The organism is Hyphomicrobium sp. 99 (genome assembly GCF_000384335.2).
GTDB lineage: Bacteria > Pseudomonadota > Alphaproteobacteria > Rhizobiales > Hyphomicrobiaceae > Hyphomicrobium_B.
In genome coordinates this window covers 1696423-1722906 of the sequence record NZ_KQ031382.1, presented here as the reverse complement: position 1 = coordinate 1722906, position 26484 = coordinate 1696423, and the positions used below count along the sequence as shown (strand labels likewise).

23 protein-coding genes are annotated in these 26484 nt (G+C 58.5%); 16 read left to right on the top strand and 7 right to left on the bottom strand.

Features of this window, described 5'->3' with window-relative positions:
* Nucleotides 1-37 precede the first annotated feature (37 nt).
* Nucleotides 38-2485, bottom strand: a complete 2448-nt coding sequence (locus G359_RS08295; protein ID WP_045835735.1) for a GcvT family protein — start codon at nucleotides 2483-2485, stop codon at nucleotides 38-40.
* Nucleotides 2486-2547: 62 nt separating this feature from the next.
* Entirely contained in the window at nucleotides 2548-3495 is a 948-nt protein-coding gene (locus tag G359_RS08290; RefSeq protein WP_197077552.1) for a choline/ethanolamine kinase family protein, read from the bottom strand.
* A 138-nt stretch (nucleotides 3496-3633) separates the two neighbouring features.
* On the opposite strand from G359_RS08290, the gene G359_RS08285 reads away from it, so the two are divergent.
* A complete protein-coding gene (locus G359_RS08285) occupies nucleotides 3634-4440 on the top strand; it encodes a DeoR/GlpR family DNA-binding transcription regulator (RefSeq protein ID WP_045835733.1) in 807 nt (268 codons plus the stop codon).
* A 57-nt stretch (nucleotides 4441-4497) separates the two neighbouring features.
* Here the strand turns inward: G359_RS08285 and G359_RS08280 are convergent, their stop codons facing one another.
* Together G359_RS08280 and G359_RS08275 are read right to left on the bottom strand one after the other, a co-directional pair.
* Nucleotides 4498-5811, bottom strand: coding sequence for an aspartate aminotransferase family protein (locus G359_RS08280; protein ID WP_045835732.1), 1314 nt, complete (start codon nucleotides 5809-5811; stop codon nucleotides 4498-4500).
* 163 nt (nucleotides 5812-5974) lie between these two features.
* A complete protein-coding gene (locus tag G359_RS08275) occupies nucleotides 5975-6703 on the bottom strand; it encodes an HAD family hydrolase (protein WP_045835731.1) in 729 nt (242 codons plus the stop codon).
* A 182-nt stretch (nucleotides 6704-6885) separates the two neighbouring features.
* Between G359_RS08275 and G359_RS08270 the strand changes: the two genes are divergently transcribed.
* The 4 genes from G359_RS08270 (at nucleotide 6886) to G359_RS08255 (ending at nucleotide 11390) form a co-directional block, all read left to right on the top strand.
* Nucleotides 6886-7611 carry a haloacid dehalogenase-like hydrolase gene (locus G359_RS08270; RefSeq protein ID WP_045835730.1) on the top strand — a complete coding sequence of 242 codons (726 nt, stop codon included), beginning with the start codon at nucleotides 6886-6888 and terminating at the stop codon, nucleotides 7609-7611.
* A gap of 533 nt (nucleotides 7612-8144) precedes the next feature.
* Nucleotides 8145-8552, top strand: a complete 408-nt coding sequence (locus tag G359_RS08265; RefSeq protein ID WP_045835729.1) for a hypothetical protein — start codon at nucleotides 8145-8147, stop codon at nucleotides 8550-8552.
* 277 nt (nucleotides 8553-8829) lie between these two features.
* Nucleotides 8830-9870 carry an alpha/beta hydrolase family protein gene (locus tag G359_RS08260; protein WP_045835728.1) on the top strand — a complete coding sequence of 347 codons (1041 nt, stop codon included), beginning with the start codon at nucleotides 8830-8832 and terminating at the stop codon, nucleotides 9868-9870.
* Nucleotides 9871-10079: 209 nt separating this feature from the next.
* Nucleotides 10080-11390 (top strand): ABC transporter substrate-binding protein, encoded by a 1311-nt coding sequence (locus G359_RS08255; RefSeq protein ID WP_045835727.1) that lies wholly within the window; start codon nucleotides 10080-10082, stop codon nucleotides 11388-11390.
* On the opposite strand, the gene G359_RS08250 is transcribed toward G359_RS08255, so the two are convergent.
* The gene (locus G359_RS08250) at nucleotides 11378-12148 is read right to left on the bottom strand and encodes a FadR/GntR family transcriptional regulator (protein WP_045835726.1); all 771 of its coding nucleotides are present in this window, start codon (nucleotides 12146-12148) and stop codon (nucleotides 11378-11380) included. The genes G359_RS08255 and G359_RS08250 overlap by 13 nt on opposite strands.
* 9 nt (nucleotides 12149-12157) lie before the next feature.
* The gene (locus G359_RS08245) at nucleotides 12158-12913 is read right to left on the bottom strand and encodes a hypothetical protein (RefSeq protein ID WP_156150710.1); all 756 of its coding nucleotides are present in this window, start codon (nucleotides 12911-12913) and stop codon (nucleotides 12158-12160) included.
* A gap of 433 nt (nucleotides 12914-13346) precedes the next feature.
* Here G359_RS08245 and G359_RS08240 point away from each other — a divergent pair, with 433 nt between their 5' ends.
* From G359_RS08240 to G359_RS08195, 10 genes are all read left to right on the top strand, one after another.
* On the top strand, nucleotides 13347-15140 hold the full coding sequence (locus tag G359_RS08240; RefSeq protein ID WP_045835724.1) for an APC family permease: 1794 nt from the start codon (nucleotides 13347-13349) through the stop codon (nucleotides 15138-15140).
* Between the two features lie 102 nt (nucleotides 15141-15242).
* Nucleotides 15243-15845 (top strand): C1 domain-containing protein, encoded by a 603-nt coding sequence (locus tag G359_RS08235; protein ID WP_045835723.1) that lies wholly within the window; start codon nucleotides 15243-15245, stop codon nucleotides 15843-15845.
* Nucleotides 15842-16804 (top strand): PDR/VanB family oxidoreductase, encoded by a 963-nt coding sequence (locus G359_RS08230; RefSeq protein WP_045835722.1) that lies wholly within the window; start codon nucleotides 15842-15844, stop codon nucleotides 16802-16804. Before G359_RS08235 ends, G359_RS08230 begins: the two co-directional genes overlap by 4 nt.
* 37 nt (nucleotides 16805-16841) lie before the next feature.
* Nucleotides 16842-17882: a heme-dependent oxidative N-demethylase family protein gene (locus G359_RS08225; RefSeq protein ID WP_045835721.1), complete on the top strand. Its 1041-nt coding sequence runs from the start codon at nucleotides 16842-16844 to the stop codon at nucleotides 17880-17882.
* 62 nt (nucleotides 17883-17944) lie between these two features.
* Nucleotides 17945-19072 carry an aminomethyltransferase family protein gene (locus G359_RS08220; RefSeq protein WP_045837809.1) on the top strand — a complete coding sequence of 376 codons (1128 nt, stop codon included), beginning with the start codon at nucleotides 17945-17947 and terminating at the stop codon, nucleotides 19070-19072.
* Nucleotides 19073-19129: 57 nt separating this feature from the next.
* Nucleotides 19130-20491: an NAD(P)-binding domain-containing protein gene (locus tag G359_RS08215; RefSeq protein ID WP_045835720.1), complete on the top strand. Its 1362-nt coding sequence runs from the start codon at nucleotides 19130-19132 to the stop codon at nucleotides 20489-20491.
* Between the two features lie 80 nt (nucleotides 20492-20571).
* Entirely contained in the window at nucleotides 20572-22923 is a 2352-nt protein-coding gene (locus G359_RS08210) for a DUF1989 domain-containing protein (protein ID WP_045835719.1), read from the top strand.
* 113 nt (nucleotides 22924-23036) lie between these two features.
* Entirely contained in the window at nucleotides 23037-24026 is a 990-nt protein-coding gene (locus tag G359_RS08205) for an acrylyl-CoA reductase (NADPH) (RefSeq protein ID WP_045837808.1), read from the top strand.
* 36 nt (nucleotides 24027-24062) lie between these two features.
* Nucleotides 24063-24455 carry a tautomerase family protein gene (locus tag G359_RS08200; protein WP_045835718.1) on the top strand — a complete coding sequence of 131 codons (393 nt, stop codon included), beginning with the start codon at nucleotides 24063-24065 and terminating at the stop codon, nucleotides 24453-24455.
* A 9-nt stretch (nucleotides 24456-24464) separates the two neighbouring features.
* Nucleotides 24465-24836: a tRNA-binding protein gene (locus G359_RS08195; protein ID WP_045835717.1), complete on the top strand. Its 372-nt coding sequence runs from the start codon at nucleotides 24465-24467 to the stop codon at nucleotides 24834-24836.
* A gap of 43 nt (nucleotides 24837-24879) precedes the next feature.
* Here the strand turns inward: G359_RS08195 and G359_RS08190 are convergent, their stop codons facing one another.
* On the bottom strand, nucleotides 24880-25119 hold the full coding sequence (locus G359_RS08190; RefSeq protein WP_045835716.1) for a cytochrome c family protein: 240 nt from the start codon (nucleotides 25117-25119) through the stop codon (nucleotides 24880-24882).
* Between the two features lie 342 nt (nucleotides 25120-25461).
* Between G359_RS08190 and G359_RS08185 the strand changes: the two genes are divergently transcribed.
* Nucleotides 25462-26466 carry a FecR family protein gene (locus G359_RS08185; protein WP_045835715.1) on the top strand — a complete coding sequence of 335 codons (1005 nt, stop codon included), beginning with the start codon at nucleotides 25462-25464 and terminating at the stop codon, nucleotides 26464-26466.
* Nucleotides 26467-26484: the final 18 nt, after the last annotated feature.

Below are 26484 nucleotides of genomic sequence, written 5' to 3'. Positions count from 1 at the left end.
TTCGTCGCCGGATAAGCCGGTCCTTTTTATGGGCGCGTCAGGAGCGAACCTTCACTCCGGGCGCGTCATAAAGCGGTTCGAGATGTAGCGTTGCCGGAACCCGCCGGGTTCTGACTTCAAGCTCATAGTTGTTGGCGGACTTGAGGATCGCGTCGTCCAATCCGTTTTCCGAACGCAAATATCCAAGACCTATGCTCCGGCCGACGGTGTGACCCGAACCGCCTGAGGTCAGCCATCCGATGCGCTCGCCATCCCGGTAAATGGTCTCGCGGCCGAGCAGCACGATCTCGGGATCGACGCTGAAAGCAACGAGACGCTTCGTCAGGGGGCGTTCCTTCGCCTTCAGCAGCGCCTCGCGACCGATGAAGTCGACGGCCTTCTTCAAGCGAACAGCGAAACCGAGACCGGCTTCGTAGGGCGTGTAATCCGGCCCGATGTCGGCCGCCCAGACGCGATAGGTCTTCTCCAACCTGAGCGAGTCGATCGTCCTGTATCCCGCATCGCGGATTCCATACGAAGCTCCCGCGGCCTTGATCGCGTCATAGAGCGTGAGCCCGTACTCGGTCGGCACATGAAGTTCCCAGCCGAGTTCGCCAACGAAGGTAACGCGTGCTGCGATGACAGGCGCGCCGGCGATGAAGATCTGCTGACACGTCGCGAACGGAAATGCAGCATTGCTCAGATCGGCCTCGGCAAGTGGTTGCAGGATTTGTCGAGCAGCCGGCCCCATGACGGAGAGGCAGGCGTATGCTGACGTGACATCCTGCACCGACACGCGAGCGCCCGGCGTGATGTTCCTGAGCAGATGATCGGCATCGTGATTGGCGAAGCCGGTTCCCGTCACCATGTAGAAGCGGTTTTCACCGAGCCTGCTGATCGTGACGTCGGCTTCGATGCCGCCGCGCTGATTGAGCATCTGCGTATAGATGAGGCTGCCGACCGGCTTCGCGACATCGTTGGCGCAAATGCGCTGCAGTTCAGCTTCGGCATCCGGGCCTTCGATGATGAATTTCGCGAAGGACGTCTGATCGAAGATCGCGGCATTATTGCGCGCCGCATGGTGCTCTTCGGCGACGTAAGGCCGCCAGTTCTGGTGGCCGAAGCTATAAACGTCGACCGGCTCGACGCCTGCTGGTGCAAACCAATTCGGCCGTTCCCAGCCATACTTGGCTCCGAAACTGCAGCCCTGTCCCTTTAGGCGATCATAGAGAGGGCTACGCCGCAGCGGCCGCGCCGCTTTCGATTCAAGATGCGGCCATCCCATCGCATAGTGCGCGGCCTGACCTTCGAGCGAGCGAGCCATGACGGTGCGCCGCGAACGATGATGGTTGCCGAACCGGCGGATGTCGACCGACCACATGTCGAAAGCCGGCACGCCCTCGACGATCCATTCGGCAAGCGCTCTGCCTGCTCCGCCGCCCGCTGCAATACCGAACGCATTGAAGCCAGCACCGACGAAATAATTCCTCACCTCGGGCGCCTCGCCCAAAATGAACATGCCGTCTTCGGTGAATGACTCGATGCCGTTGAACCAGGTCTTCACACCCACGTTCCGAAGTGCCGGCACGAGCTGCATCGCGTTTTCGAGCAAATGCTCGAAATGCTCGACATCGGGCTCCATCAACTTGAATTCGTGGCCGTCGGGAATGCGCGGCACGTCGAAGGGAATTGGATTGAACTCGTAGCCGCCGACCTGAAGACCTCCGACGTCTTCCTTGAAATACGTTTGATAGTCTGGATCGCGAATGGTCGGCGCGTGACGCTGCAGCCCTTCGATCTTTTCGGTCACGAAGTACTGGTGATACGCGGGCTGCAATGGCACGTTGACACCCGCCATCCTGCCAAGTTCCGGAGCCCAAATGCCTCCGCAATTGACGACGGTATCGCAGGCAATGCGTCCCTGATTGGTAACCACGGCCTCGACCGAACCGTTATCGGTTTCGATCGCGGTGACGATGACGTCCTCGTAAATCTGTACTCCGCCTTGGCGCGCACCCTTTGCGAGTGCCATCGTTATGTCGCTCGGGTTGGCGACGCCGTCACTCGGCACGAAGGCCGCGCAATCGATGCCAGTGATGTCGATCTGAGGAATGATCTTCTTCGCTTCGGCTGGCGTGATGATGTCGAATTGCAAGCCGAAAGATCGCGCTGTGGTGGCCGCCCGCTCAAATTCCGCGCGGCGCTCTTTTGTGCGTGCGAATCGCAACGACCCGTTCTTCACCCATCCGGTCGCCTGACCGGTTTCAGCCTCGAGCCGATCGTAAAGCTCGACAGAATAGCCCAGGAGCCGCGTGATATTTGAGCTCGAGCGTAGCTGTCCGATGGCGCCGGCTGCGTGCCACGTCGAGCCGGACGTCAACTTGTGGCGCTCGAGAAGTACGACATCCTTCTGGCCCATCTTCGCCAAGTGATAGGCAACAGAGCAGCCAACGATGCCGCCGCCAATGATCACGATGTGAGCTTGTGTGGGGAGACTTTTGGTCATTGTATTCCTAGGATTCCTAGCGGTATTTCAATTTTCCAAAGCGTTGCTAGCGGCTGCAGACGTCAGCCGTAGAGACTTTTGAATTGAGAGAAGTTTCGATAGAAGCGCTTGCGGTTGAGTTCGGTGTAGCCCGCGTATCCCTGCTCTTGATCAGGGTAGATCGAGGCCATTCCGGCCTGGACGATTTCCTGCTTCAACGGCGAAGCGATTTCCTGGACGGCGCCCCAGAGCGTTTCCCGCAGATTGACGATGAGCTTGAACAAACGGAACTGCTTCCACAGCTCATAGTGTGAACCGCCCGCATAGAGATTGAGGATCTTGGGCTCGACTTCATCGCAGTCGTCGGCGTTTGCAGTAATTGCCGCAAGATCGAATAGCGGATGCCCGTAGGCGCCGTAATCCCAATCGATCAACAACACCTGCCCGCGCTCGTTCAGCATAATGTTTTGCGGAGCGAGATCGTTGTGGGTGAAGGTGGGCCGGAACGGCGAGACCAAGCGCTCCAGCGCAGCGGCATGATCGCCCAAAACCTCAAGCTCGTCCTTCTGCCGCGCGCCGTTCTCCAAACAATAGCGCACATACTGGCGAACGACCTGGAACGGCCAGAAATAGGTGAGAGACCCTCGGATCGCCTCGCCGCCATCGTGCAATTTGCGAATACGGCCGACGAGTGCGGCAAGGATCGCCTCGTTGCGAATGTCCTCAGACTGCAGATGGCGCCCTTCGACGAAGTCGATGACGCTGATATTTGGCGTTGCATAACGAAGTGCCGGCGTAACGCCGATTTCCGTCGCTGCGTTCATCGCCGTTTGAACGAAGCCCTGGAAAATTCCGTGAATTGGAATGTCACGTCCGCAGCGGACGACATAGCTGCCGGAGATATCCTGCGCGACGAAGTTATCGTTACACAGACCGCCGACGAGAGGGCGGAGAGCGACGGGACCGCGCCAAAACGGAAGAGCTTCTATCTGCGCTCTTAGAGTTCCGCTCGACGATCCAGTCTCGATCACTTCGCACCCCATTCGACGGGCGATCCGTCACATGTGATGTTTTGTAATCGAAGATTATTGCGACCTCAACAATTTTTGTTGGAAGTTACACATTTTTTGGTCGGACATTGGCAAACAGCGCAAATAAGGACAACAAGAATGGCTGAACAGCTGCCCAAGGACCTTAAGAAGATGACGAAGCTTCGGCCGGACGATCGTCGTGATCGCGTTCTCAAGGCGCTCAACACCAACGCATCTTTGCGCATCACCGAATTGGCGCGCTCGCTGAACGTCTCCACCGAAACGATCCGGAGAGATCTCGATTACCTGCATGAAAAAGATTTGGTTCAGAGACACTACGGCGGCGCCGTTGCGAAGTCGGTCGGCTCTGAGCCGCCCTGGGCTGAGCGGTTGACCGCATTTGCCGATATCAAGTCGGCGATTGCACGTAGCGCCATCCAGCTATTTTCGGACAAGGATGTCCTGATGCTTGGCCCTGGCGCAACCGCCTATATTTTTGCCAAGCATCTCGCAGCAGAAAATCGCCGGCTCACCGTGTTCACAAACAACTTGGCCGCGAGTAGTTGCTTCGCACCGGACTCGCGGACCCGTGTCGTCATTGCGCCTGGAGAATACGATCCCGCAGAGGGTTGCACTTGGGGACCCGAAACGACCGAATTCATCGGCAAATTTCGCTTCGACACATCGTTGCTGAGCGTCAGCGGCCTAAGCCCTCTCGGCGGGACCGAAGTCGTTTCGGGTATCGCATGGGCGGAACGCGCGATCGTCGCTCAGTCGGCCCGCACCGTCCTGATGGTCGATCATTCGAAATTCGGCAATACGTGCTTGGAACTCGTCTGCAAGCTCGATGACGTCGACATACTCATTACTGACGTTGCTCCCGAGGGAGAGCTTCTCGAAGCGCTCGAAGAAGCCGACGTGGAGATCATCGTCGCCGAGGAATAGGCCGCGCGAGGGCGACGGGACGTCGCTCGAAAACGCGAATGGAATTCGCTCCTCGTTTCAGGTCGAAAGAGCATCCCGCAACGCGTCGGCGAAGATGTCGGCTTCGCTCTCAGTCAGACACAACGGGGGCCGCAATTTCAGCGTATTGGCGAACACGCCAGCGGCACCCACCAATATGCCCTCGGCCTTGAGCTTATTGATCACGTCCGAAGTCTTCTTCGCGTCCGGCTGACCATCGCTGCAGATATCGACGCCAATAAAAAGACCCGCACCGCGAACCTCGCCGATACTCGATACCGATCGCGCAATGTCCTCGAGTCTACCCCTCAGATATCCGCCGACTTTCCGCGCGTTTTCTTGCAGCCCTTCGGCTTCGATGACCTCAAGAACAGCCATACCTGCGGCAGCGGCACCAGGATTGCCGCCAAACGTGTTGAAGTAGCCGACGTCGCGGCAGAAACGTTCGAGCAGCTCAGGGCGCGTCGCCATGCCGGCCATTGGGAAACCGTTTCCAATCGGCTTTCCCATAGTGACGATGTCGGGCTCAACGCCGTGGCGGCCGAACCCCCAGAATGAATCACCGCTGCGCGCAAAGCCCGGCTGAACTTCATCCGCGATATAGAGGCCGCCCGCCTCTCGCGTCTTCTCGACGGCTTCTTTCAAAAAGCCTGCAGGATCTGCAAAAATTCCATCGCTCGAGAAAATCGAGTCACAGATGAATGCCGCAAGTCCGTGCCCGCGCGCCGCCAGTTCGAAGATCGCGCGCTCCACGTCTGCAGCGAAGTTTTTCCCGGCAAGCGGGCCCGAAGTGGGAGCCGGAATAGCTATGACATGATCCGGCAACGTGCGCTTCTTAAGAGCAGCCGGCGAAATCTCCGTCACGCATGCGGTGTTGCCGTGATAGGCGTTCTCAGTGACGATGAAGCCGGTTTTCTCCGTGGCCGCCATTGCGACGCGCATCGCGATATCGTTCGCCTCGCTGCCGCTGCATGTAAGGACGACGTTCGAGAGCGCGGATGGGAACGTTGACTTCAGCCGGTCGAGGTAGTCATCGACGCGCGCATTCAAATAGCGCGTGTTGATATTGAGCCGGGCCATCTGATCTGCCACAGCAGCGACCACGTGCGGATGACAATGTCCGACTGATGGGACGTTGTTGTAGAAATCCAAATAGCGCTTGCCATCCGCAGCCGTCATCCATGCGCCGCTCGCCGAAACCATCTCGATGGGCTCGCGATAGAAGAGCACCGATGATGCGCCGGTATTCTGAAGTCTGCGCTTCAGAAGCGGGCTTTGCGATCCACTTTCCGGATCGCCGCCGTACGCATTGAGCTCCAGAATCTGGACTGTCTTTTGCCCACTGTCCGGCATTCAATCCTCCAAAAAATCCGCCCATGCGCGCGGGTCATATTCCTGGCGCGGGGCGGCAATCATGACAGCCGGTCCCCGCTACCTAGGACCGATCCATGATCACGATTTTGGAGATTGCAACATTTTCTGCGACGAGTACAACACTTTTGCAAGCGCGAGCGCTTTATTCGGGCGCCCCCGCGCCGCGTTCCCCGAGGACTTTGGTGAGATCGAGGATGCTGTCGATCACGATATCCGCGTGCGGCTCAAGGTCGGCGCGCCGAGACGGACCGGTAAGAACGCCAACACAAAGTCCGAAGCCCGCGCGTCGGCCCATCTCGAGGTCGTGGGTTGAATCTCCGATGATCGCGCAGGCAGACGGCTCGAGCCCGACGAGTTCAGCAAACGCCAATCCCATTCCCGGATCAGGCTTCGCACCGTGGCCGCTGTCGCACCCGACGCGAAATTCAAACATGTCGAGCAGTTGCCCGAAGCGCCCTAGCGACGCTTCCAGGCCATCAAAGGTATCATTCGTCGCAAGCCCTAGCCGGTATCCCGAAGAACCTAACCTCGCGATTTCATCAGTCGCGCCGTCGATCAACGTTGCGTACTTGGCGCCGCCTTCGCGAAAATTCCTCGCAATGATTTCGAGCAAATTCGGCGGCGCCCGTTCTTTCAGAAAATCGGCAAAAAATATGGCGAGCTCGCTGGCATCGGCCCCGACCAGCACAGCGCCTGGCGCGACGATATCGGTATCCGGATCATGACCGCTTGCTCGGAGCAGCTCAGCAGCGAGTTCGACGTCTCCACCTGCAGCGTCCAGCGCCATGCTTCGGTTGATGGGAATCCACGTCTTATAGAAATCCAGAATAGTGCCGTCTTTATCGAAAAGGAGACCTTTGATCTGGTTCATCGACTTTCAACCGCGCCTTATCGTGAGGTTCAATGATCGTGGCGTTATAGATCGCTAAATCGCATATAGCGAGTAGCCCGCATCACAAAAACCATTTGAATCCTATTGGCGCTTCCTATTGACGCGACGCTCGTCGCGCGACGGATAACTGCGCCATGCCGCAAAGAGAGAAAGATCCATAAATGGAATACAAAGACGAAAAACCGAGCGCTTGCCTTGTGGATTGGGACGGCACGCTACGCAAGGGCTATATGTTCCTCGACTGGATGCCGTTTCTCAGTCGAGAATTGAACTTGCCAGCCGTCCATCAAAATCGCGTAACGGAAATTTTTGACGATTTTCATGCCGAACGCATTTCGTACGGCGACTTGATCGATGACATTGCCGACGCCTATGCAGCGACCCTGGAAGGGATCGCGGCTGATGATGTGCGCGAGGTCGCAATCCAATTCGCCAAGCAGGACAATGGTCTTTTCTCATTTGCCAGGGACACCACCGCGCGACTGTCCAAGATGGGAATGACCATTATCGTGGTCAGCGGAAGCCCAGTCGAGGTCCTTGAAGCATTTGCGCCGCAGATCCATGCAGATCGCGTTCTGGCGCTGCAAATCGAGAAGGACAATCGCGGCATCCACACACGGCGCGTTTCGCAAAATTTCGGTAATCTGTCGGAGAAAGAAAATGCGATTGAAATTCTGAAAAAGGAATTCTCCATATCCACGGCATTTGGCAACTCGCTCGCAGATACTCCGCTTTTAAAAGCCGCGAATAATCGCTTTTACGTTATCGAATCGATCGACGACATCGCGCATTCAAAGACAATTCCCGAATTAAACGATCTGAACCCGAATTATCTTCTGCCAGACGACCCGCAAATCAGCGATCGCATTTTTGAATCGGTCAGTTAGTCGCGACCGGTCGCCTTAAAATGTGCTGAGCAGGTTCGTGATCAGATGCCGCCCCCGGCGCAACGGACGCCGGCTCACTATTACGGCACAGGGCTCGCTCGCTCGACCGACAGCGCTTTGCACAGCAGTACCCGTGCTGGAACGTGCGATATTTGCGTCGGCGAACGCATATGGTCTGCCGACACTCCCTTTAAGCGTGGGAAGGTTATAATCAGCTGTGAAAAATATTATTTAATTTCATACTCTTACATCACTATATCGAAGCCCATCCGCTGAGCAAGGCCAAGCCGCCAGTAATCTACTGAAAAGTACACCCGAGGTTTTTGCTCATCGCTTCTGCGTTATCGCTTCCGTCTCAACGGCGCTCTCAATGGTGGCGCGAACGAGCCACAGTGCCGTCACAAGCGGCTTTCGTCCGGTTCATTTGCGCCGGATTGGGGTTGTACTGACATTTGCCAAATGCTGTATCCAGAACGCTCTGTCCTCGGAACGTCGCACGGCGCCCGAGGCTGATTGTGATCGGGAGGGAGCCCATGAAAAAATTGCTTTCGCTCATCGCGCTGAGCTGCGCGATGGCCGTTCTATTTGGGGTGAATGCCCAGCCGGCGCGGGCCGCGGTGATTACGAGCAACGTTTTGACGTTGAAGGGGGACCAGCCCGAAGTCGTTCAGCAAGCGCGCTATCGTTGCTGGTGGCGCCACGGTTATCGCCACTGCGGCTACCGGCATCATGGCTGGCATCACCGCCATTGGGGTAACGGGTACGGGCATCATCACGGCTGGCGTCATCGGCACTGGCGCGACCGGTACTGGCGTCACCGCTACTATCACCGCCATAACCAAGAGTATCGGCGGCACTATTATTACAACTCGTATCAGCCGGCGTACCGGCGCCATGATTATCCCCGGTACGGCTACTGCATTGGCTTGTGCTGGTGGTAACGGCCCGACACAGCGATTAGCGGTTACGAGCGCCGGGCATGTCCCGGCGCTTTCTTTTGCCGCATCGAAAAAGCCTCTTCTGCCTGTGCCCGCGCTGTGTGAAATGCGGAAATTGTGAGACCAAGCCGGTTCAGGGAAGCCACGCTCAGACCGCAAAATGCGCAGGAAAACCGGCATTTTGTGCATCAAATCAAGGTGTGTCGCTGGGGCCCTTGACTGAGACGCGCCAGCGCTTTCCACTGGCGGTGCAAGAATACGATCGCACGGGGAACTGTTAATGGATTTCGTAAGGGGAACTTTTCTGTCCCAGTCGATGGGCAGATCGGCCCGGCTTGTGAATACCCAATACATTTTGATCGCCGCACTGATGATGCTGACGATGCTGTCGTGCTGGCCCGCAAATGCGGACGACCGTCAGTTCGGCCCTTTCGGGCCCGAAGGCGCGCGCATGCGCGAGCAGCTTTGGATTATGCCGAGCGGCGAAGAAGGACGAGCGCTGCGCGCGACTGTCTTCCGTCCCGAGGCCGATCCATCGGACCCCAATAAGAAATATCCGCTCGTCGTGATCAATCACGGTACGGATGAAGCGACGCGCCTCGCCGTTTCCATGCCGGTCTACTATTGGCTGTCGCGGTGGTTCGTCGAGCGCGGCTATGCCGTCGTGCTGCCGCAGCGTCGCGGCCACGGCGCAACCGGCGGCCCGCTCTCGGAAGCGATCGGGACGTGCGACCACCCGAACCATTATCTGTCCGGCACCATCGCGGCCGATGATATCGCGGCGACCGTCAATTACATGAGCCAGCAATCGTTCGTCGCCCAGAAGGAGACGATCGTCGCCGGTGTCTCGACGGGTGGATGGGCATCACTGGCGCTTGCTGCGCGCAATCTCCCGCAGGTGCAGGCCATCGTGAATTTTGCTGGCGGACGCGGCGGTCACGCCTACGGCCGCTCCAACGCCGTTTGCGGACGTGAGGATCTGGTTTCGGCGGCCAACACGTACGGCGGCAAGGCGCACGTTCCGAGCATCTGGTTTTACGCCGAGAACGACAGCTATTTCGGACCGGCTCTCGCGGAAGATTTGGCGCAAGCCTGGAATCGCGCCGGGGGCAACGCGGAAGAACACATTCTTCCCGCCTACGGCAGCGACGGGCACTCGATCGCTGACGATCGGCAAGGCTGGGATATCTGGGGTCCGAGTCTCGATAGCTTTCTGACGAAAGTCCGCGGCACCCACCAGCTTGAGATCGCCGCCAAACCTGGACAACCTGCGCCCTCGATCGAAACGTCAGCAATCGCAACCACCGGAGCGACCCACTAGCTGCGGCTGAGAGGTTGCCCATTTTTCGCTGTTGCGGAACGGCGCTCGAACTTCTTTGCGCGGCTCTATCGACAGGACCTAGCGCCGCGTTCAGCGTCATCGTAAGTTCTTCAATAAGTGAAGGCTGACGCGATTGCGCGCGGCCCTGACAAGATGCCAAGAAGTTGAACCAGTGCCTCGACAATTTTCAAGTCCGGTAAAGCCAGACCATGGCCGTTAGACCCAGAAGCGCCGTTGCATCGGCTCTGGCGGTTGCAATGAGGGACTTCGGGCTCGGATCTCAAACAATTTTGAAGATCGGGTTTCTCGCCCCCCTCACCGGTCCGGTCAAGGCCTGGGCTCTCCCCGGACTCAACGGGGGCCTCATTTGGGTCGAGCGCATCAACGCTGCCGGCGGGCTGAAGATCGGCAGCCGCAGATACATGCTCGAGCTCATTCAGTACGACACCATGTATCAGCCGGACCGCGCACTTCAAGGTGCACGGAAGCTGATCATGGAAGATGGCGTGAAGCTCATCCTTATGATCGGCGGCGATGATCTGACGGCGGAAGTCAGACGGCTCATCAGTCAGCATCGGATGCTCGTGGCAACGCTTCTGCCGAGTGACCTTTCGCCGGACGTGCCGACGCTCGTTGCGCCCAGCGAGGTGCATCCGATCTTCAACGTCACGGGCGTCGAGTGGCTGAAGCGGAAACATCCCGAGATCAAGACCGCGGCCTTGTGCGCGCAGCGCGATCTTCTCGGACTGCCGTCGATCGCAACCTATCGAGCGGCGTTCGAAGCGGCTGGAATCGAGCTTGTCGCGGAGCGGCTGTTCGATCCAGATACAAGCGATTTCGGGCCGATCGTCGATGAGTTGATGGCGAAGAAGCCGGACATTCTCTGCTGGGATACGGCCTATGAGCCCTTCGTGCACGCGCTCACGATCGAGGCCTTCAAACGCGGTTTTAGTGGGCACCTCTTGTCGTGCACGTGCGACAACTATCCCGAACTCATCCGGCGCACGAGCGCCGAATTCATGGAAGGCTTCGTCTTTCAGTTTCCGGACTTCGATGATCCTCGTCTCAACGAGAGTCATGTGAACTTCGAAGATCCCGGCAAATTCTACGACGAATTCTGCCGTCGCTTTCCCGGAACATGGAGTGCTGTGTCGTGGGAATATGCGTCGACGCTGGAACTCTGGAAATCAGCCGTGCAGCGGGCGCGCACTTTCGAGCCCTTCTCCGTGCTCGCGGCGATGAAGGTCGGCGGCGTCGGTCCCCACGCTTTCGGCGAAGCCAGATGGTGGGGGAAGGATCTGTTCGGGATCGATAACGCGCTCGTCGGGGATTGGCCTGTCGTTGCGATCATCGACGGCAAGGCACGGATTCAGGAGTTCTGTTCGATCGCGGACTGGTGGTCGAAACACCGGTCAATACTCGTCAAGCACATGCGGGCGTTGAACCTGATGTGGGACCAGCGCGAGCACCTTGCGGCTTCCGCCGAGACGCTCGATCGGCTGACCGCTCACGATTCGTAGATCATGTCTTCGTGGGCATTGGCGACGTAGAGCTTGATGATCTCTACGGCGGTCTCGACATTTCGCCTTTCGATGGCGTCGTAGAGCGATCTGAACATCAACTGGATGCTCTTGATCTTTGCCGGGGTCAGCACCTGCTGGCGCGCTGCGGCCCACTGCGGATGGCCGCGCACTTCGTGCACAATGGCGTACATCGCGACGATCAGCGAGTTGTGTGTCCCTCGAGCGATGCTCATCAGAAACTCTTGTTCCAACGTAGCGAACTCGTCGGCTTCAGTCACGATTGCTTCGAGGCGGGTGAGCTGGCCTTGAAGATCGGCGATGTCGCGCGTCGACATGTAGATCGTCGCGAGGCGGGTTATCTCGGGCGCCAGAATGGAACTGGCGATATTCATTGCGAACGGAGATGCTGTCTCGGCGAGTTGATCGACATCGAGAAAGGCGGATGCGCGTCCATTGCGGCTCTCGCGAGGCGAACGCTTTTTTTGGTATGAGACGAACGTTCCGCTGCCCGGTCGCCGGGCTACAATGCCGTACGTCGACAAGAATTCGAGCGCCTGGCGTATCGTTGCGCGGCTGTCGCCGAAGGCATCAGCCAAATCCCGTTCGGCCGGAATTCGTGTTCCGAACTGATATTCTCCCGAAGCAAAGCGCGCAAAAAGGCTAGTCGCGATCTCCTTCACGCGCGGCGTGACGAGCGGATGGCGCGCTACATCATCGATCCAAGGCGGCGATTCGAAGTCGTATGTGTCAGACATGGTTTCAGCTCAGGTTCTGGTGACGTTTGAATTTTCGAAGCGGGTTTCGGCGTTTTCCTTCTGGCGCTCGATGGCGGAAAATGCCCGAGGCCCCAGCAGCGCGGTGAGCGCGACAGCTTTTTCAAAAGCCGCGCAGTCTGCCGAGAGCGCGCTCGCAAGCGCGGGCTGACGGTGAGCAAAATCCGCTATTTTTGAGTTGTAGTGAGAGAAGATGGTCGCGTCGTCGGCACGCTCGCTCGTCATCGTAAGTAGGCAAACTTCGGCTGAGGCTGAACCCAAGATTTCGCCAAGCGTGGAAGCAAGCTCGCGCGCCTCGCGGTCGACCAATCCGGACGCCAGATTGTCCGCATCGACAAACAGACGATTGAAGCGCGTGATCGCCTGCGCTGCCTCGGCGATATGACGATATCGCCGCCGGCCAGCCTCGATCAGCAGCTGCGGAACTTTCGTTGCGAGACGGAAGTGAAACGAACTCGAACCGGTCATCGGTATGTCGAGTGTCGCGACGCTTTCGATCACTTCGCTCCAACGCTCATCGGCTTCGCGAAAATCAACATCAGCCTCACGACGGTTCTCGAGGATGAGATGCGCAATGCCGGCGTTCGAGTGGCTGGCGGCGATGATCGATGCGGTAGAGGTCGCCTCATCCACCACTGCCGCCGCCTGGAGCCACAATCGGGCAGCGTCATTCGTCCGCCCACGTCCCAATGCTGCGAATGCGCTGACTGTCAGATCAGTCCAATTTTTGGTTTCGTCCACAGGCACGCGCGGAATTCCAATTTCCGAGGAATTGCACCCCGATAAGAAAGAGAATTCGCTATTTCCGAACAGAATGCAACCGGGCTAGACCAATTCCGCCCAAAGTAGGTTCGCACATGCGATAAAATGTCTAAGCGTATTTAATATCGATAGAATCTGGATTTTGTGCCTGCGAAACAGTCAAAGCCGTTTCTTTTTGGTGATTTTTTTGACTTGAAGGTAATTCGACGTTCCCTAACATGGCCACGTCGGATCAATTGCGGTAATTTCTGGTTTAAATTGGTTTATGTCGCAAAATCATCTGCTTGCGTCTCGTTAACGCCGCTTCCGACGGGGGACGTATTCTTTTGGGTCCATGCGATTGCGACGCTCGCCGGACCAACTCAGGGATCAATCACTGTACGAATCTTTTCAATAAACAGGCTCAGGCGGAGCGATAATGGCCATAGAAACTGGAACGCTTACTGCGGGCAGAGAGCATAGCGCTCCGTCCGGTCAACTCGTACGAGCCATCGACTGGCGGGGAGCTTTTTGGGTCGCAAGTGGAGTCCCGGCTCTGGTCTTGTTTTCCATCGGCGGCATCGCGGGCGTTGCGGGAAAGGTTGCCTTTCTCGTCTGGTTCGCTTCGATGATCATGGGGTTCATCCAGTCTTTCACGTACGCGGAAATCGCGGGTCTCTTTCCCAGTAAATCGGGCGGCGCATCGGTCTATGGCGCGGCGGCATGGGTCAGGTATTCGAAACTGATCGCGCCGTTGTCCGTCTGGTGCAATTGGTTCGCGTGGTCGCCGGTGCTCTCGCTCGGCTGCTCGATCGCGGCGGCCTACATTCTCAACTCACTCGCGCCGATACCGCCCGCTGACGCACCGCAAATCGCGGCTTGGATCAGCGCTCACGCCAGCTCGATCCCGCTCGACTCGCCACGGGTTGCCGAGTGGCTCGCAGCCAACCAAGGCAAGGCGGCAGCGGACGCGGTGGCCGCACTTCTTTCGGCGGATGCCATCTCCGCGCTGACGCCGGAAGTTCGCAACTGGGCCCTCTTCCATGGGACGCTCGGCCCGGTGTCGTTCTCCTTCAATGCTGCGTTCTTCATCGGCGCGGTGCTGATGCTGATCACGTTCGCCATTCAGCATCGGGGCATTCTCGGTACCGCGAGCGTGCAGAAATATATCGGCCTCGCGGTGATCATACCGATGCTCATCGTCGGCGTGGTGCCGATCCTCACGGGGCAAATCAACTGGTCGAACTTCACGCCGCTCGAACCGCTGAAAGCCGCATACGCGCCGGAGATGGGGCATTGGGATATTGCCGGCTGGACGCTTGTGCTCGGCGCCATGTTCATTGCCGCATGGTCGACATATGGCTTTGAAACCGCCATTTGCTACACGAGCGAGTTCCGGGATCCCGGCCGAGATACGTTCAAGGCGATCTTCTATTCGGGTCTGCTCTGCCTCGTTCTCTTCACGCTCGTGCCATTCACCTTCCAGGGTGTTCTGGGCCTCGAAGGCATGCTCGAGCCTTCGATCGTCGATGGCTCCGGCGTCGCGGCAGCTATGGCCGGTATGGTCGGCCACGGCGGACTGGTGACCAGTCTCCTCGTCATGCTGATGATCTTGGCTTTGATGCTCTGCCTGATGACCGCTATGGCCGGATCATCGCGCACGCTCTACCAGGGCTCGCGCGATGGCTGGCTGCCGCGCTACCTCAGCCACGTCAATGAACATGGTGCACCAACGCGAGCGATGTGGACCGATCTCGTGATCAACCTTGCAGTCCTCGCGATCGCGTGCGCGGACGCCACGAGCTTCTTCTTCATCCTCGCGGTATCGAACTGCGGGTACATCATCTTCAACTTCCTGAACCTCAATTCGGGTTGGATCCACCGCATCGATAACGCGGACGTGCCTCGTCCGTGGCGCGCGCCGACGTTCGTGCTCGCCATCGGCGCGGTCTTTGCGTTCGTCAATGCCGTCTTCATGGGCGCGGGAGCGAAGGTCTGGAATCCCATCGCTCTATGGGCGGGATTGTTCACTGCGTCGCTGATTATTCCGGTATTTTGCTACCGGCACTACGTGCAGGATAAGGGCGTCTTTCCTGCCCACATGCTGCAGGATCTGGGGCTCACTCAGAACGACCTGAAAAAGCGGAAAGCCGGGGTGCTTCCTTATCTGGTGCTCGTGGCTGGCCTGCTCGTCGTACTGGCGTCAAACTGGTTCTTTCAGCTGCCCGCCTAAAGAAATTGCAGCCCGGGGCGGTTTCCTCCGCCGCTCCGGTCTGCTCTGATCCATTTCCGCCGGTCCCCGGCACGAGGACTTGACGGATCCAGGGAGCACTTAATGACACCAAGTACGATAAAAAGCCGACCGATCTATCCGGGCCTCAGCCCGGATCTCAATGCGCGCAGCAATATCATCGTCACGGACAAAGCCGGGGCAGCGGCGGTCGCCGAGTTGTTTTCGCGCGCCGACGACGCCTTCGTGAAACGCTCGACGGTCATCCTTGCCGACAGTCTTGCGGACGAAGACCGGCAAGCGACCGCTCGCGAACTCGCGTCAGCGAACATCGAATTCCACACGACGCTTGCCGACGGCATCGCGCGTTTGCGGCAGCTGCTCGAGTCGGCGCCCATGGGATTGCGCCTCTATGCTGCTGGCTCCGAACCTCTCATCGGCTCCGTCGTGCAGGCTGGCGGCGATTTCTCGATCGATCATCTGTCGATCCGCACCGAACATCGCGGCTCGCTGATGCGCCGCGTGCAATGCGTCCATTGCAAAGGCTTTATCGAGAACGTCACGACGAACCCGGTGAAATGCACGCACTGTGGCCTCACGTTGCTGGTCAGAGATCACTATTCCCGCCGCCTCGCCGCATTCCAGGGCGTTTGCATCGATGCCGAAGTCCCCGGCGAAATTCCACCGACGGAGGCGTTGTATCAATGAGCGGATCTCTTCTACGTCGCGTTCGCGTCGCCGAGGTCGAGCCTGTAGCAAACCGCATCAAGCGCTTTCGCCTGGTCGATGCCGACAACGCTCCGCTATCCGAATTCTCGGGCGGCTCGCACATTTCGGTCGTGATGCACGCGGGCGACCGCCTGCTGCGCAACCCATACTCGCTGATGGGTGCGCCCTCCGATACGTCGAGCTATCAAATCAGCGTTTTGAACTGCGACCCATCTCGCGGCGGCTCGAGGTTCATGCATGAGAACGTGACGGTCGGCACGGAACTCGAGATCGGGCAGCCGCTCAATCTCTTTCCTCCGGCGAAGCTTGCGAAGAAGCATGTGTTCATCGCAGGCGGGATCGGCATCACGCCCTTCATGTCGATGATGAACGAGCTCGACGGTCTCGGTTCCGACTTCGAACTGCACTACGGTGTTCGTTCGCTCGAGGACGGCGCGTACTGCAAATATCTCCAATCGCGCTACGGTTCGCGCATCAACATCTACCGGCAGGATCAAGGCCAGTTGATCCCGCTCGAAAATGTTCTGAGCGGCCAGCGCCTCGGCACGCATATGTACGTCTGCGGGCCGAAGCCGATGATCGATTGGGCTTTGCAAACCGCGAAGCTGCTTGGTTGGCCCGATGAGAACGTTCATTCGGAGCAATTTAGTGCTCCGCCTCCGGGTAAGCCGTTCGTCGTCAAGCTCGCCCGCTCCGGTCGCGAGATCGTCGTTCGCGGGCATCAGAGCATTCTCGAAGCGCTGGAGGAGAATGGTGTCGACGCGCCATTCCTCTGCCGTGGCGGCGCGTGCGGACAATGCCAGACAAATGTGGTCGCCTGCGACGGCTTCATCGAGCACAACGATCATTACCTTACCGAGCCCGAGAAGGTCAGCGGCAAAAAGATCATGATCTGCATGTCTCGCATTCAGACCGGATCAATCACGCTTGATCTCTGATGCGCAATTTCAAAAAATCTTCCCGGGAGACCTTGGCATGGGACTGACATTTAGAAACGAGACCTTTCGAGACGACTTTACGTACACAAATAGTCCTTCGAACATTCGGCGCTTTCCGTTTCCTTTCGTCGAGGATCAGTACCGGTATTCGGTGAACATCGAACCGCATACGCCGGGTCCGAAGGGGTCTCCCTTCGAGCACCACTTCGATGTCGACGAGCACTATGTGTCGGAAATGCGCGATCGTGCGCTGGTTCTCGAAGCCGATCCGCTCAGATGTCAGGCGCTGCCGCACATGATGACGGCGCAGTGGGACATGCTCGAGCTGCTCATGACATCGCTGGCGCGCGATTACCCCGAGCATTTTACGCTCCATCGCGACGGCTCAGCGTGGCATTGGATCAATCGGCCGCTCGGCATCGACCAGAAGTTCACGTTCCTCGACGCTAGCACGCTGCCCTACCAGCCGATGGAATTCATCGGCCGTCAGGTGCAGGGCGATTTCTCGATCCAGGACCAGCGCGATAATCAGCTTTGGATGGATGCGGGCATCATCACATCGCAGGCCGACTGGTCGCTCGATTTCGATGTTGGCATGAACTTCTTCGAATGGCATGGCCCCGTGCCGCTGGCGCACGAAGCCGGCGTGTTCGAGCGCGCTTTGAAATTTCTCCTCAACCTGCAGATCGGCAATCCGGTTCGCCGCTTGAACTGGACGATGACGATCAATCCGCGTCTCGATACGAGCCCTGAAAATTATCACAAGTGGGCCAGCGATCGCATGACGGTGACGCCGGAGAATGTCGGCCAGAAAGTGCATCTCCGCGTCGAGATGCAGGGCCTCTTCAGGCTGCCTCGCTCGAACGCAATCCTGTTCTCGATCCGCGGCTACCTGATGAGCCTCGAGCAGATCGTCACGGTGCCGAAGTGGGGCCGCCGCCTGCCGCGCGTGCTGAGTTCGCTGCCGCCTGAACTCGTCGAGTACAAAAGCCTCGGCCGCTACCGCGACATGGCGATTGCGTACCTTTCGAAATACGACGACGGCGCCCCAACCTCACCCGGCGGCGGACCGGATTAAGAAATCACTTTCAAGACAGAGTTCGCGCAGACCATCAAAAAAACAAGCAAGAGGTAGTGCTCATGTCCCTAGCCGATCTGCCACGTCAATCCATTCTGAACGATCGCCATCGAGCGAATGGCGGAGATTTGGAATCCGTCTCGTGGAACAACATGCCACTTCCGCAGACGTACGCTACCGATCCTTATGTCGAAGTCGAAGCCGTTCGTTGCCGGGCGGGTCTCTTTGACGTTTCCTCGCTGCAAATTCTCAACGTGTCGGGGCCGGACGCGACGAAGCTGCTCAATTATGTGCTGACATCCGATATCACCAAAGCCAAGCCCGGTGACTCGCATATTTCCAATATCGTCAATGAAAACGGCGGCCTGATCGACGACGTTCTCATCTACGTCGATAGCCCGACCGAGTACCGACTGTCTCATGGAGCGGGCAAGGTCGAAGAGGCGATCCGCGCGCTCGCGCCGAAGTACGACGTCAAGGTCGAGCGCGATGACGATGTGCACGTTCTCGCTTTGCAGGGACCGTTATCGCTCGAAATTCTGGCGCCGCATACGCCGATGGACCTCGCCGGGCTCGGCTACTTCAAGCACCAGGAGTCCACACTGTTCGGAACGCCAGTGCGTCTCGCTCGCGGCGGTTATTCGGCCGAGCTTGGATATGAGGTTTTCTGCGCGGCCAAGGATGCGCACAAGATGTGGGACTCTATCCTGGCCGCGGGCAAGGATAAGGGCGTCATCCCTGTTTCGTGGGCGTGCCTCGACATCGTGCGCGTCGAAGGCGGCTTGCTGTTCTTCCCGTGCGAGATGACGAACGAAGATACGACGCCTTGGGAAGTGAAGGCCGATTGGACGGTTGATCTCTCGAAGCCGGATTTCATCGGCAAGAAGGCGCTTGTCGAGAAGAAGGGCAAGGAACGCACATTCGTTGCAGGCCTCGAGGTCGATCACACGAAAGCCATTGCGCCCGGTTCCAAGATCACGGCGAACGGCAAGCAGGTCGGTGTCGTCACCAGCACGACCTACAGCAAGCATCTGATGAAATCGCTCGCGATGGCGCAGATCGAACCTGCTTACACCAAGCTCGGCACCGAACTCGTCGTTCATGACGGCGGCGACTGGCCGGCGACCGTGGTGCGGATGCCGTTCTACGATCCGCTCCGCCTCCGCACTCATCCACGCGACGAAATCTAATCCATCCACGCACGCACGTAGAAATCCTAGCGAATTGATTTTTCGGAAGGACCAAATATGGCACAGCGAATAGCGATTATCGGCGCCGGCCCCAGCGGTATGGCGGTTTTGCGAGCGTTCGAGAGCGCACGGCGTAAGGGAGCAGAAATCCCCGAAATGGTCTGCTACGAGCGGCAGAAGGATTGCGGGGGCATCTGGAACTATACGTGGCGCACGGGAACAGACGAGTTCGGCGAGCCGGTCCACGCAAGCATGTATCGCTACCTTTGGTCGAACGGACCGAAGGAAGCGTTGGAGTTCGCCGACTACTCGTTCGAAGAGCACTTCGGCCGTCCGATACCTTCATTCCCACCACGGGCCGTGCTGCACGACTACATCAAGGGCCGCATCGAACGCAGCGGCATCATGCACTACATCAAGCTCAGCACCGCCGTTCGCAACGTCACCTTCAATGACGAGACGCAGAAGTTCACCGTAACGGTGAAGGATCTCGTCTCCGACACGCTCTCGTCGTCAGAGTTCGACTATGTGTTCTGCGGCAGCGGCCACTTCTCGACGCCGAATATTCCGGAATTTCCGGGGCTCGATAAATTTCTCGGACGCACGCTGCACTCGCACGACTTCCGCTCGGCGGATGAGTTCGCGGGCAAGGATGTTCTGTGCGTCGGCGCGAGCTACTCGTCGGAAGACATCGGCATTCAGTGCTACAAGTATGGGGCCAAGTCCGTCACGTTCTCGTGGCGCACGAAGCCGATGGGCTTCAAATGGCCGGCCCGCATGGACGAAGTCCCCTTGCTTGAGCGCGTCGAAGGCAAGACTGCCTATTTCAAGGATGGCACCAAGAAAGACGTCGACGCGATCATTCTCTGCACGGGATATCTCCACCACCACCCGTTCATGGAAGACTCGCTGCGCCTCAAGTCACGCAACCGGCTCTATCCGCCATTCCTCTACAAGGGCATCTTCTGGCTCGACAATCCGAAGCTGATGTACATCGGCATGCAGGATCAGTTCTATACGTTCAATATGTTCGACGCCCAGGCGTGGTACGCGCGCGATGTCGTTCTCGGACGCATCAAGCTGCCGTCGAAGCCCGAAATGTTCGATGACATCCAGAAGTGGACCGAGAAGGAAGAAGCAATCGCCGACGCGACCGAGGCGATCGACTTCCAGACGGAGTATGTCCGCGATCTCATCACGCCGACGGATTATCCGCGTCTCGATGTCGATGCCGTCGCGAAGATGTTCAAGGAATGGGAACATCACAAGATGGAAGATATCCTGACCTACCGCGACCGTTCGCACAAATCGGTGCTGACCGGCACGCAGGCGCCCATCCATCACACACCCTGGATGAAAGCCGCAGACGACTCGATGGAAGCGTTCCTCAATCAACCAAGCAAAGTCGCCGCCGAGTAACTCGGCGCCGGCATCAGAAGTCGAATAGTGGACTGGTCGCATGCGCGGCCAGTCCCGCCATTTAGCGACAAGAGGACAAGATGAGCGACACAGTTCTGACGTCCCCTGCCCGGCCCAAACTCTTCGTCCCAGGTCAAGCTTCGCTGGAGCCGGGCGTCGAACGCTACGTTTTGAAGGGCGGCGGCACGGCCGTGTTCGAACTCGACAAGGGAGACCGCGTCGAACTCAGTCCGCTGGAAGGCGGACAAGGCGTGGAGATCGCAGCGTTCGCGCCAGGCGGCAAGAGCGATCTTGCGGCACTCGGCCTCAAAGGGCGCGGCACGCCGGCCGGCATTCAGCGGGCACTTGAAGCCGATAGCGAAGACGCACAACGCGTTCGCTTCGGATTGTTCCGTCGCGGACTCGATATCGGTCGCGTGAAAGCTGCGAGCGTGCTCGGACCGGATTGCGTTCCGGGCGATGTTGTCGCGCTGCAGGTGGAACGCTCAGTTCTCGCCGTCTTCGGTGCGCCGGCCGAGCCGATGATCGTTTGGGATCAGACGCCGGCCACCGATATCCTGGTCTTCATTCAACGCGCCAATCCGCGGCTTCTCAACGAAGCCAAGCTGCCGGATCCGATCGCCGAGCCACGTCTCGACATCCGCATCAATATTTCGAGCGCGGAAAGCTTCGAGGTTCACGAAGGTGAATACATTCAGATCATCGACGTGCAAGGACGCCAGTGCTCGGATTTTCTGGCTTTCAATCGCCGCGCGCTCGACCGCGGCGAAGTGCTGGGCCTTGAGTCGACGACGACGCGGTCGATGATCGGCGCCGCGTATCCGAAGCCCGGCCTCTATTCGAAGTTCTTCGATAAGGATCGAAATCCGCTCGTCGAAATCGTGCAAGATACCGTCGGGCGTCACGATACGTTCAACCTCGCCTGCACGACACGCTACTATGAGAATATGGGCTACTTCGGGCATCCGAACTGCACCGACAATTTCAACGACGCACTCAAGGACTACCCGATCGGCAACTACAAGGGCTGGCCGGCGATCAACTTCTTCTTCAACACCAACGTCGACTGCCATAACAACATATGGTCCGACGAGCCGTGGTCTCGCCCCGGCGATTACGTGATGATGCGCGCACTGACGGATCTCGTCTGCGGCACCTCCGCATGTCCTGCGGACATTGACGCTTCCAACGGCTGGCACCTGACCGAGATACACGTTCGGGTCTATCCGAAAGATACCCCCTTCAAGCGCTCGATCGGATTCAGAATGGCACCGGATGCTCCTCTCCAGCTGACAAGAGAATCGGGATTTCACCCGCGCACGTCGGCTCTCACGCGCAACTTCGGCGACTACCGCGGCTTCTGGGTGCCGCACTGCTATTCGAACGCGGGAGCGATCCAGGAATATTGGGCGTGCCGCGAGGGCGCTGTGATCATGGATCTCTCGCCGCTCAGGAAGATGGAGGTACTCGGTCCGGACGCGGAGCAGTTCCTGCAAGGCATCATCACGCGCGACGTTCGCAAGCTCTCAGTCGGACAAATCTACTACACGCCCATGTGCTACGAGCACGGCGGCATGGTGGACGATGGAACGCTCTTCCGGTTGGCGGAGAACAATTTCCGCTGGATCGGCGGCGACGATACGAGCCTCATCTGGCTCAAAGAGCAGCTCGCCAAGACCAACTATAAAGTGCATCTCAAGACCGCGACGGCCGAAATCAACAACGTCGCCGTCCAGGGTCCGAAGTCGCGGGAGATACTTCAGAAGATCATCGAGACGCCGCCCGGCCGGCCGACGATGCAGGAACTGGGACTTTTCCGTTTCACAGTCGGACGCATCGGCGGCGTTGCTGGCATTCCGGTTCTCGTCTCGCGAACCGGCTATACAGGCGAACTTGGATTCGAAGTCTTCTGCCATCCCAAGGACGCGCCTGCGGTTTGGGATAAGATCATGGAAGCCGGCGCGCCATTCAAAATTCAGCCGTTTGGATTCGATGCGCTCGATATGGTTCGCATCGAAGCTGGCCTCGTCTTCGGCGGACATGATTTCGATTCAACGACCGACCCGCTCGAAGCGGGCATCGGCTTCACCGTTCCGACGAAGAAAGAAGAAGATTACATCGGCAAGGCTGCGATCGAGAACCGCCGCGCTAATCCGCTTCGGAAGCTGGTCGGCCTCGAAATCCAGGGCAACGAGAAACCCGCGCACGGAGATCCTGTTTTCGTCGGCCGGGCGCAAGTCGGCGCGGTAACAAGCGCGATGCGTTCGCCTCTTCTCAAGAAGACACTTGCGTTCGCGCGGGTTGACGTGACGCATTCGGCGACGGGGACAGCGCTGGAGATCGGACGCCTCGACGGCCTGCAGAAGCGCTTCAAGGCAACGGTCGTGCCGTTCCCGTTCTACGATCCGGAGAAGAAGCGCGTTAAAATGTGAAGCGCCGCATATCTCCCATGCGAAAGTGATGGCCGCCAGCGATGGCGGCCGTTTCGCATCTTGCCTCCTATGCCTGCGAAGGGTACACGCGCCAAATCCCACGGAGGCGCGATATGTTTCAGGCGATCCTGATTGAAAAAGACGGCGAGCGTGCAACGCCTCGTCTTGCTGAACTCGACAAGTCGGCACTCCCCGACGGCGACGTTACGGTCCGCGTCAGTCATTCGACACTCAACTACAAAGACGGTCTTGCGATTACGGGCAAGGGGCCGATCATCCGTTCGTTTCCCATGGTGCCGGGCGTCGACTTCGCAGGCGTCGTCGAAGAGAGCAGCAATGCTCGTTTCAAACCGGGCGATGCCGTTCTGCTCAACGGATTTGGCGTCGGTGAAAATCACTGGGGCGGCCTTTCGGAATATGCGCGCGTCAGGGGCGACTGGCTTATGCCGCTTCCCGCAGGCTTGAGTGCGCGCCGCGCGATGGCGCTCGGCACGGCGGGCTATACGGCGATGCTTTGTGTCATGGCGCTCGAACGGCTAGGCGTCACGCCGGACAAGGGTGAGATCATCGTGACGGGTGCGGGCGGCGGCGTTGGCGGCGTTGCGGTTCTTCTTCTTTCGCGTCTCGGTTTCGACGTCGCCGCATCGACGGGCCGCGTCGAGGAAGCCGACTACCTCAAGGGCCTCGGCGCGAAGACGATCATCGATCGTAAAGCGCTGTCAGAGCCCGGCAGACCTCTTCAAACGGCTCGCTGGGCGGGCGCCGTCGATAGCGTGGGCAGCCATACGCTTGCGAATGTTTGCGCCAGCATGAAGGACGATGGCGTCGTCACCGCGTGCGGCTTGGCACAGGGCTTGGACTTCCGGACGACGGTCGCGCCCTTCATTCTGCGTGGCGTTACGCTCGTCGGCATCAACTCGGTCTACCGCTCGCTTGCCGATCGCGTGACGGCTTGGGAACGCCTCGCCCACGAGATCGATTTCGAAAAGCTCGACGGCATGACGCGGATCATTCCGTTGGATCAGGCGATCGACGCCGCGGGCGATCTTCTCGCCGGGAAAGTGCGCGGCCGTCTCGTTGTCGAGATCGGCAATCAATCCTAACGTCTCATAGAAATTTCAATCTCAAGGAAATAATCGATGCCATTTCTCAGATTCGATCTCATCAAGGGACGCACCGACGACGAGATTGCGACGCTGCTCGATGCGGCGCACGAGGCTATGCTCGCGGCGTTCAAGGTGCCCGTCCGCGACCGTTATCAGATCGTGCATGAGCACGAGCCGAGCCGCGTGCGGATCGAAGATACTGGCCTTGGCATCGAGCGCACTGAGAAAGTCGTTCTGGTCCAAGTGACGACGAGGCCGCGCTCTACCGAAGAGAAGCAAGCCTTCTATCGCCTTCTGACGGAGGCGCTTTCCAAACGTTGCGGCATCGCGCCGAGCGATGTGATGGTGAACTTCGTCACCAACACGGATGCCGACTGGTCGTTTGGAAACGGCGAAGCGCAATTTCTAACAGGTAAGCTCGGGTAAGATAGAACGATGCATCTCCTTCACGATTCCAATGCGCCTGCCGCGGCGACGATCACGTTCGATCAGTTTCTTGCGGTCGATATTCGCGTCGGCACCATCATTGCCGCTGAACCCTATCCGGAAGCGAAGAAGCCGGCGTTGAAACTCAAAATCGATTTCGGCAGCGGTATCGGCGTGAAGCAATCGAGCGCGCAGATTACGCGCCATTATGATTGCGCGACGCTCGTCGGACGTCAGGTGGCGGCGGTCGTAAATTTTCCGCCGCGCCAGATCGGCAAGTTCATGTCGGAAGTGTTGACGCTCGGCTTTCCGGATGAGAACGGAGAGGTCGTGATGTTTAAACCCGACATCAAGGTTCCGAACGGCGCGCGCCTGTTCTGAATGAGATGAGCGCGCCACCTCGGAGGCAGCGCGCTCATGGTTTCTACTTCTTCTGATGGCCGAGCGCCCCGACGTAGGCGGCGACGGCCCTCGCGTGATCATCAGACATCTCGACGCCACCCTTCGACGGCATTGCGCCCGAATGCTCTTTCGGTTCGGGCACGCCTGCCAAAATCGTCTTGGTGATGCCGTCGACGCTGCCGTCGCTCCAGAGCCACTTTCCTGATGTGAAGTCGGCACCGACCGGGCGGCCCCCACGCCCGCTCCATGACACCCGGCGCATGTCGCGCCGTCGAGTGGGGCGTTCATGACAAGCGATCGTGGTCATCGTTTCGCAATGCCACAACTGCTCAAAGCGTAATTGGTTTAAACGGTCCGTGAACATCGATCAGATTCAAGCGGCGATCATCGTCGCTTAGTTGCCTTCGCGACATACGGAAGGCTCAACTTTATGCGTTATATTCAGCTATTTTGAATCCATCGGGAAAATTCCCCGCATTGCATCAATGCATGTCACGGCGGGAACATCGACTTAGCGTCGAAAGCACGTAAACAATTCCACAAAGCGCAACTGTGGTATTCATAAGGTGCATAGCGCTCGATGCGTCGTATCCGAGGACCATCCATGTCGAGATCTTCAGGCAAGAAGTTTGCGATCATCGCCCTGATCGCTGCAGCAGGCAGTCTCGTCTCCTCGCATCGTGAGTCAGCGCACGCAGCATCGGGTGAGCGCATCGGCGATGCCGTCGCGATCACCAATATCGTCATGGCAGATTTCGCCGAGAAGCAGCGCAAACTCGCGCGTGGCGATGACGTTCGCCAGGACGAGATCATCGAGGTCAACACGGATGCGCAGGGCGAGTTCAAACTCGACGACGACACGAGGCTTGCGCTTGGTCCGGGTTCGCGGCTCGTACTCGATAAATTCGTCTACGACAGCGATAAGAAGACGGGCTCGATCATTCTCAACATGGCGAAGGGCGCGTTTCGCTTCATCACCGGCGTCGCCGCGAAGCCAACATACGTCATCAATACGCCGAACGCGTCGATAACGGTGCGCGGCACGATTTTCGATACTTACATTCTGCCGGACAAATCCGTGTGGGTGCTGCTTCACGAAGGCGCGCTCGAGGCGACAGGCAAAAAGAGTGTCTGCCGTGTTCTCGATCAGCCGGGACAGATGATGCACATTGGGAGCGACGGCAGGGTCGCAGGCCCTTACAATTGGTCGAAGCTGCCTGACGGCAATACAGTAGCGTTCGATACGGCGTTTCCGTTCGTGATCAATACGCCGTCGATCGATCCCAATCCGCTTTTGACGCGCGCGCAAATCATCGAGGCTTCTTTTCCTGACGTGCCGGCAAAAGAATGCATAAATCCCCATTCGCCGATCCAGATCAATCCGCCGGTCAAAACGCGGAAAGCTGAAACGCCGCGCAAGGCCGAGCCAAAGAAGAAGCAAAAAGTTGCCACTACGCGGAAGCCGAAGCGGGATGGTGGCTACGGTGACGATTGCCCAGGCTGCATGACCGGCATGGGAATCGTGCTCGGCGGCGGGATGGGCGGGTTCGGCGGCCATCGCGGTGGCGGCGGCGGAGACGGCGGAAATTACGGTGGCCGCGGGCGCTGATTTGAAAGCTCCGCGCCC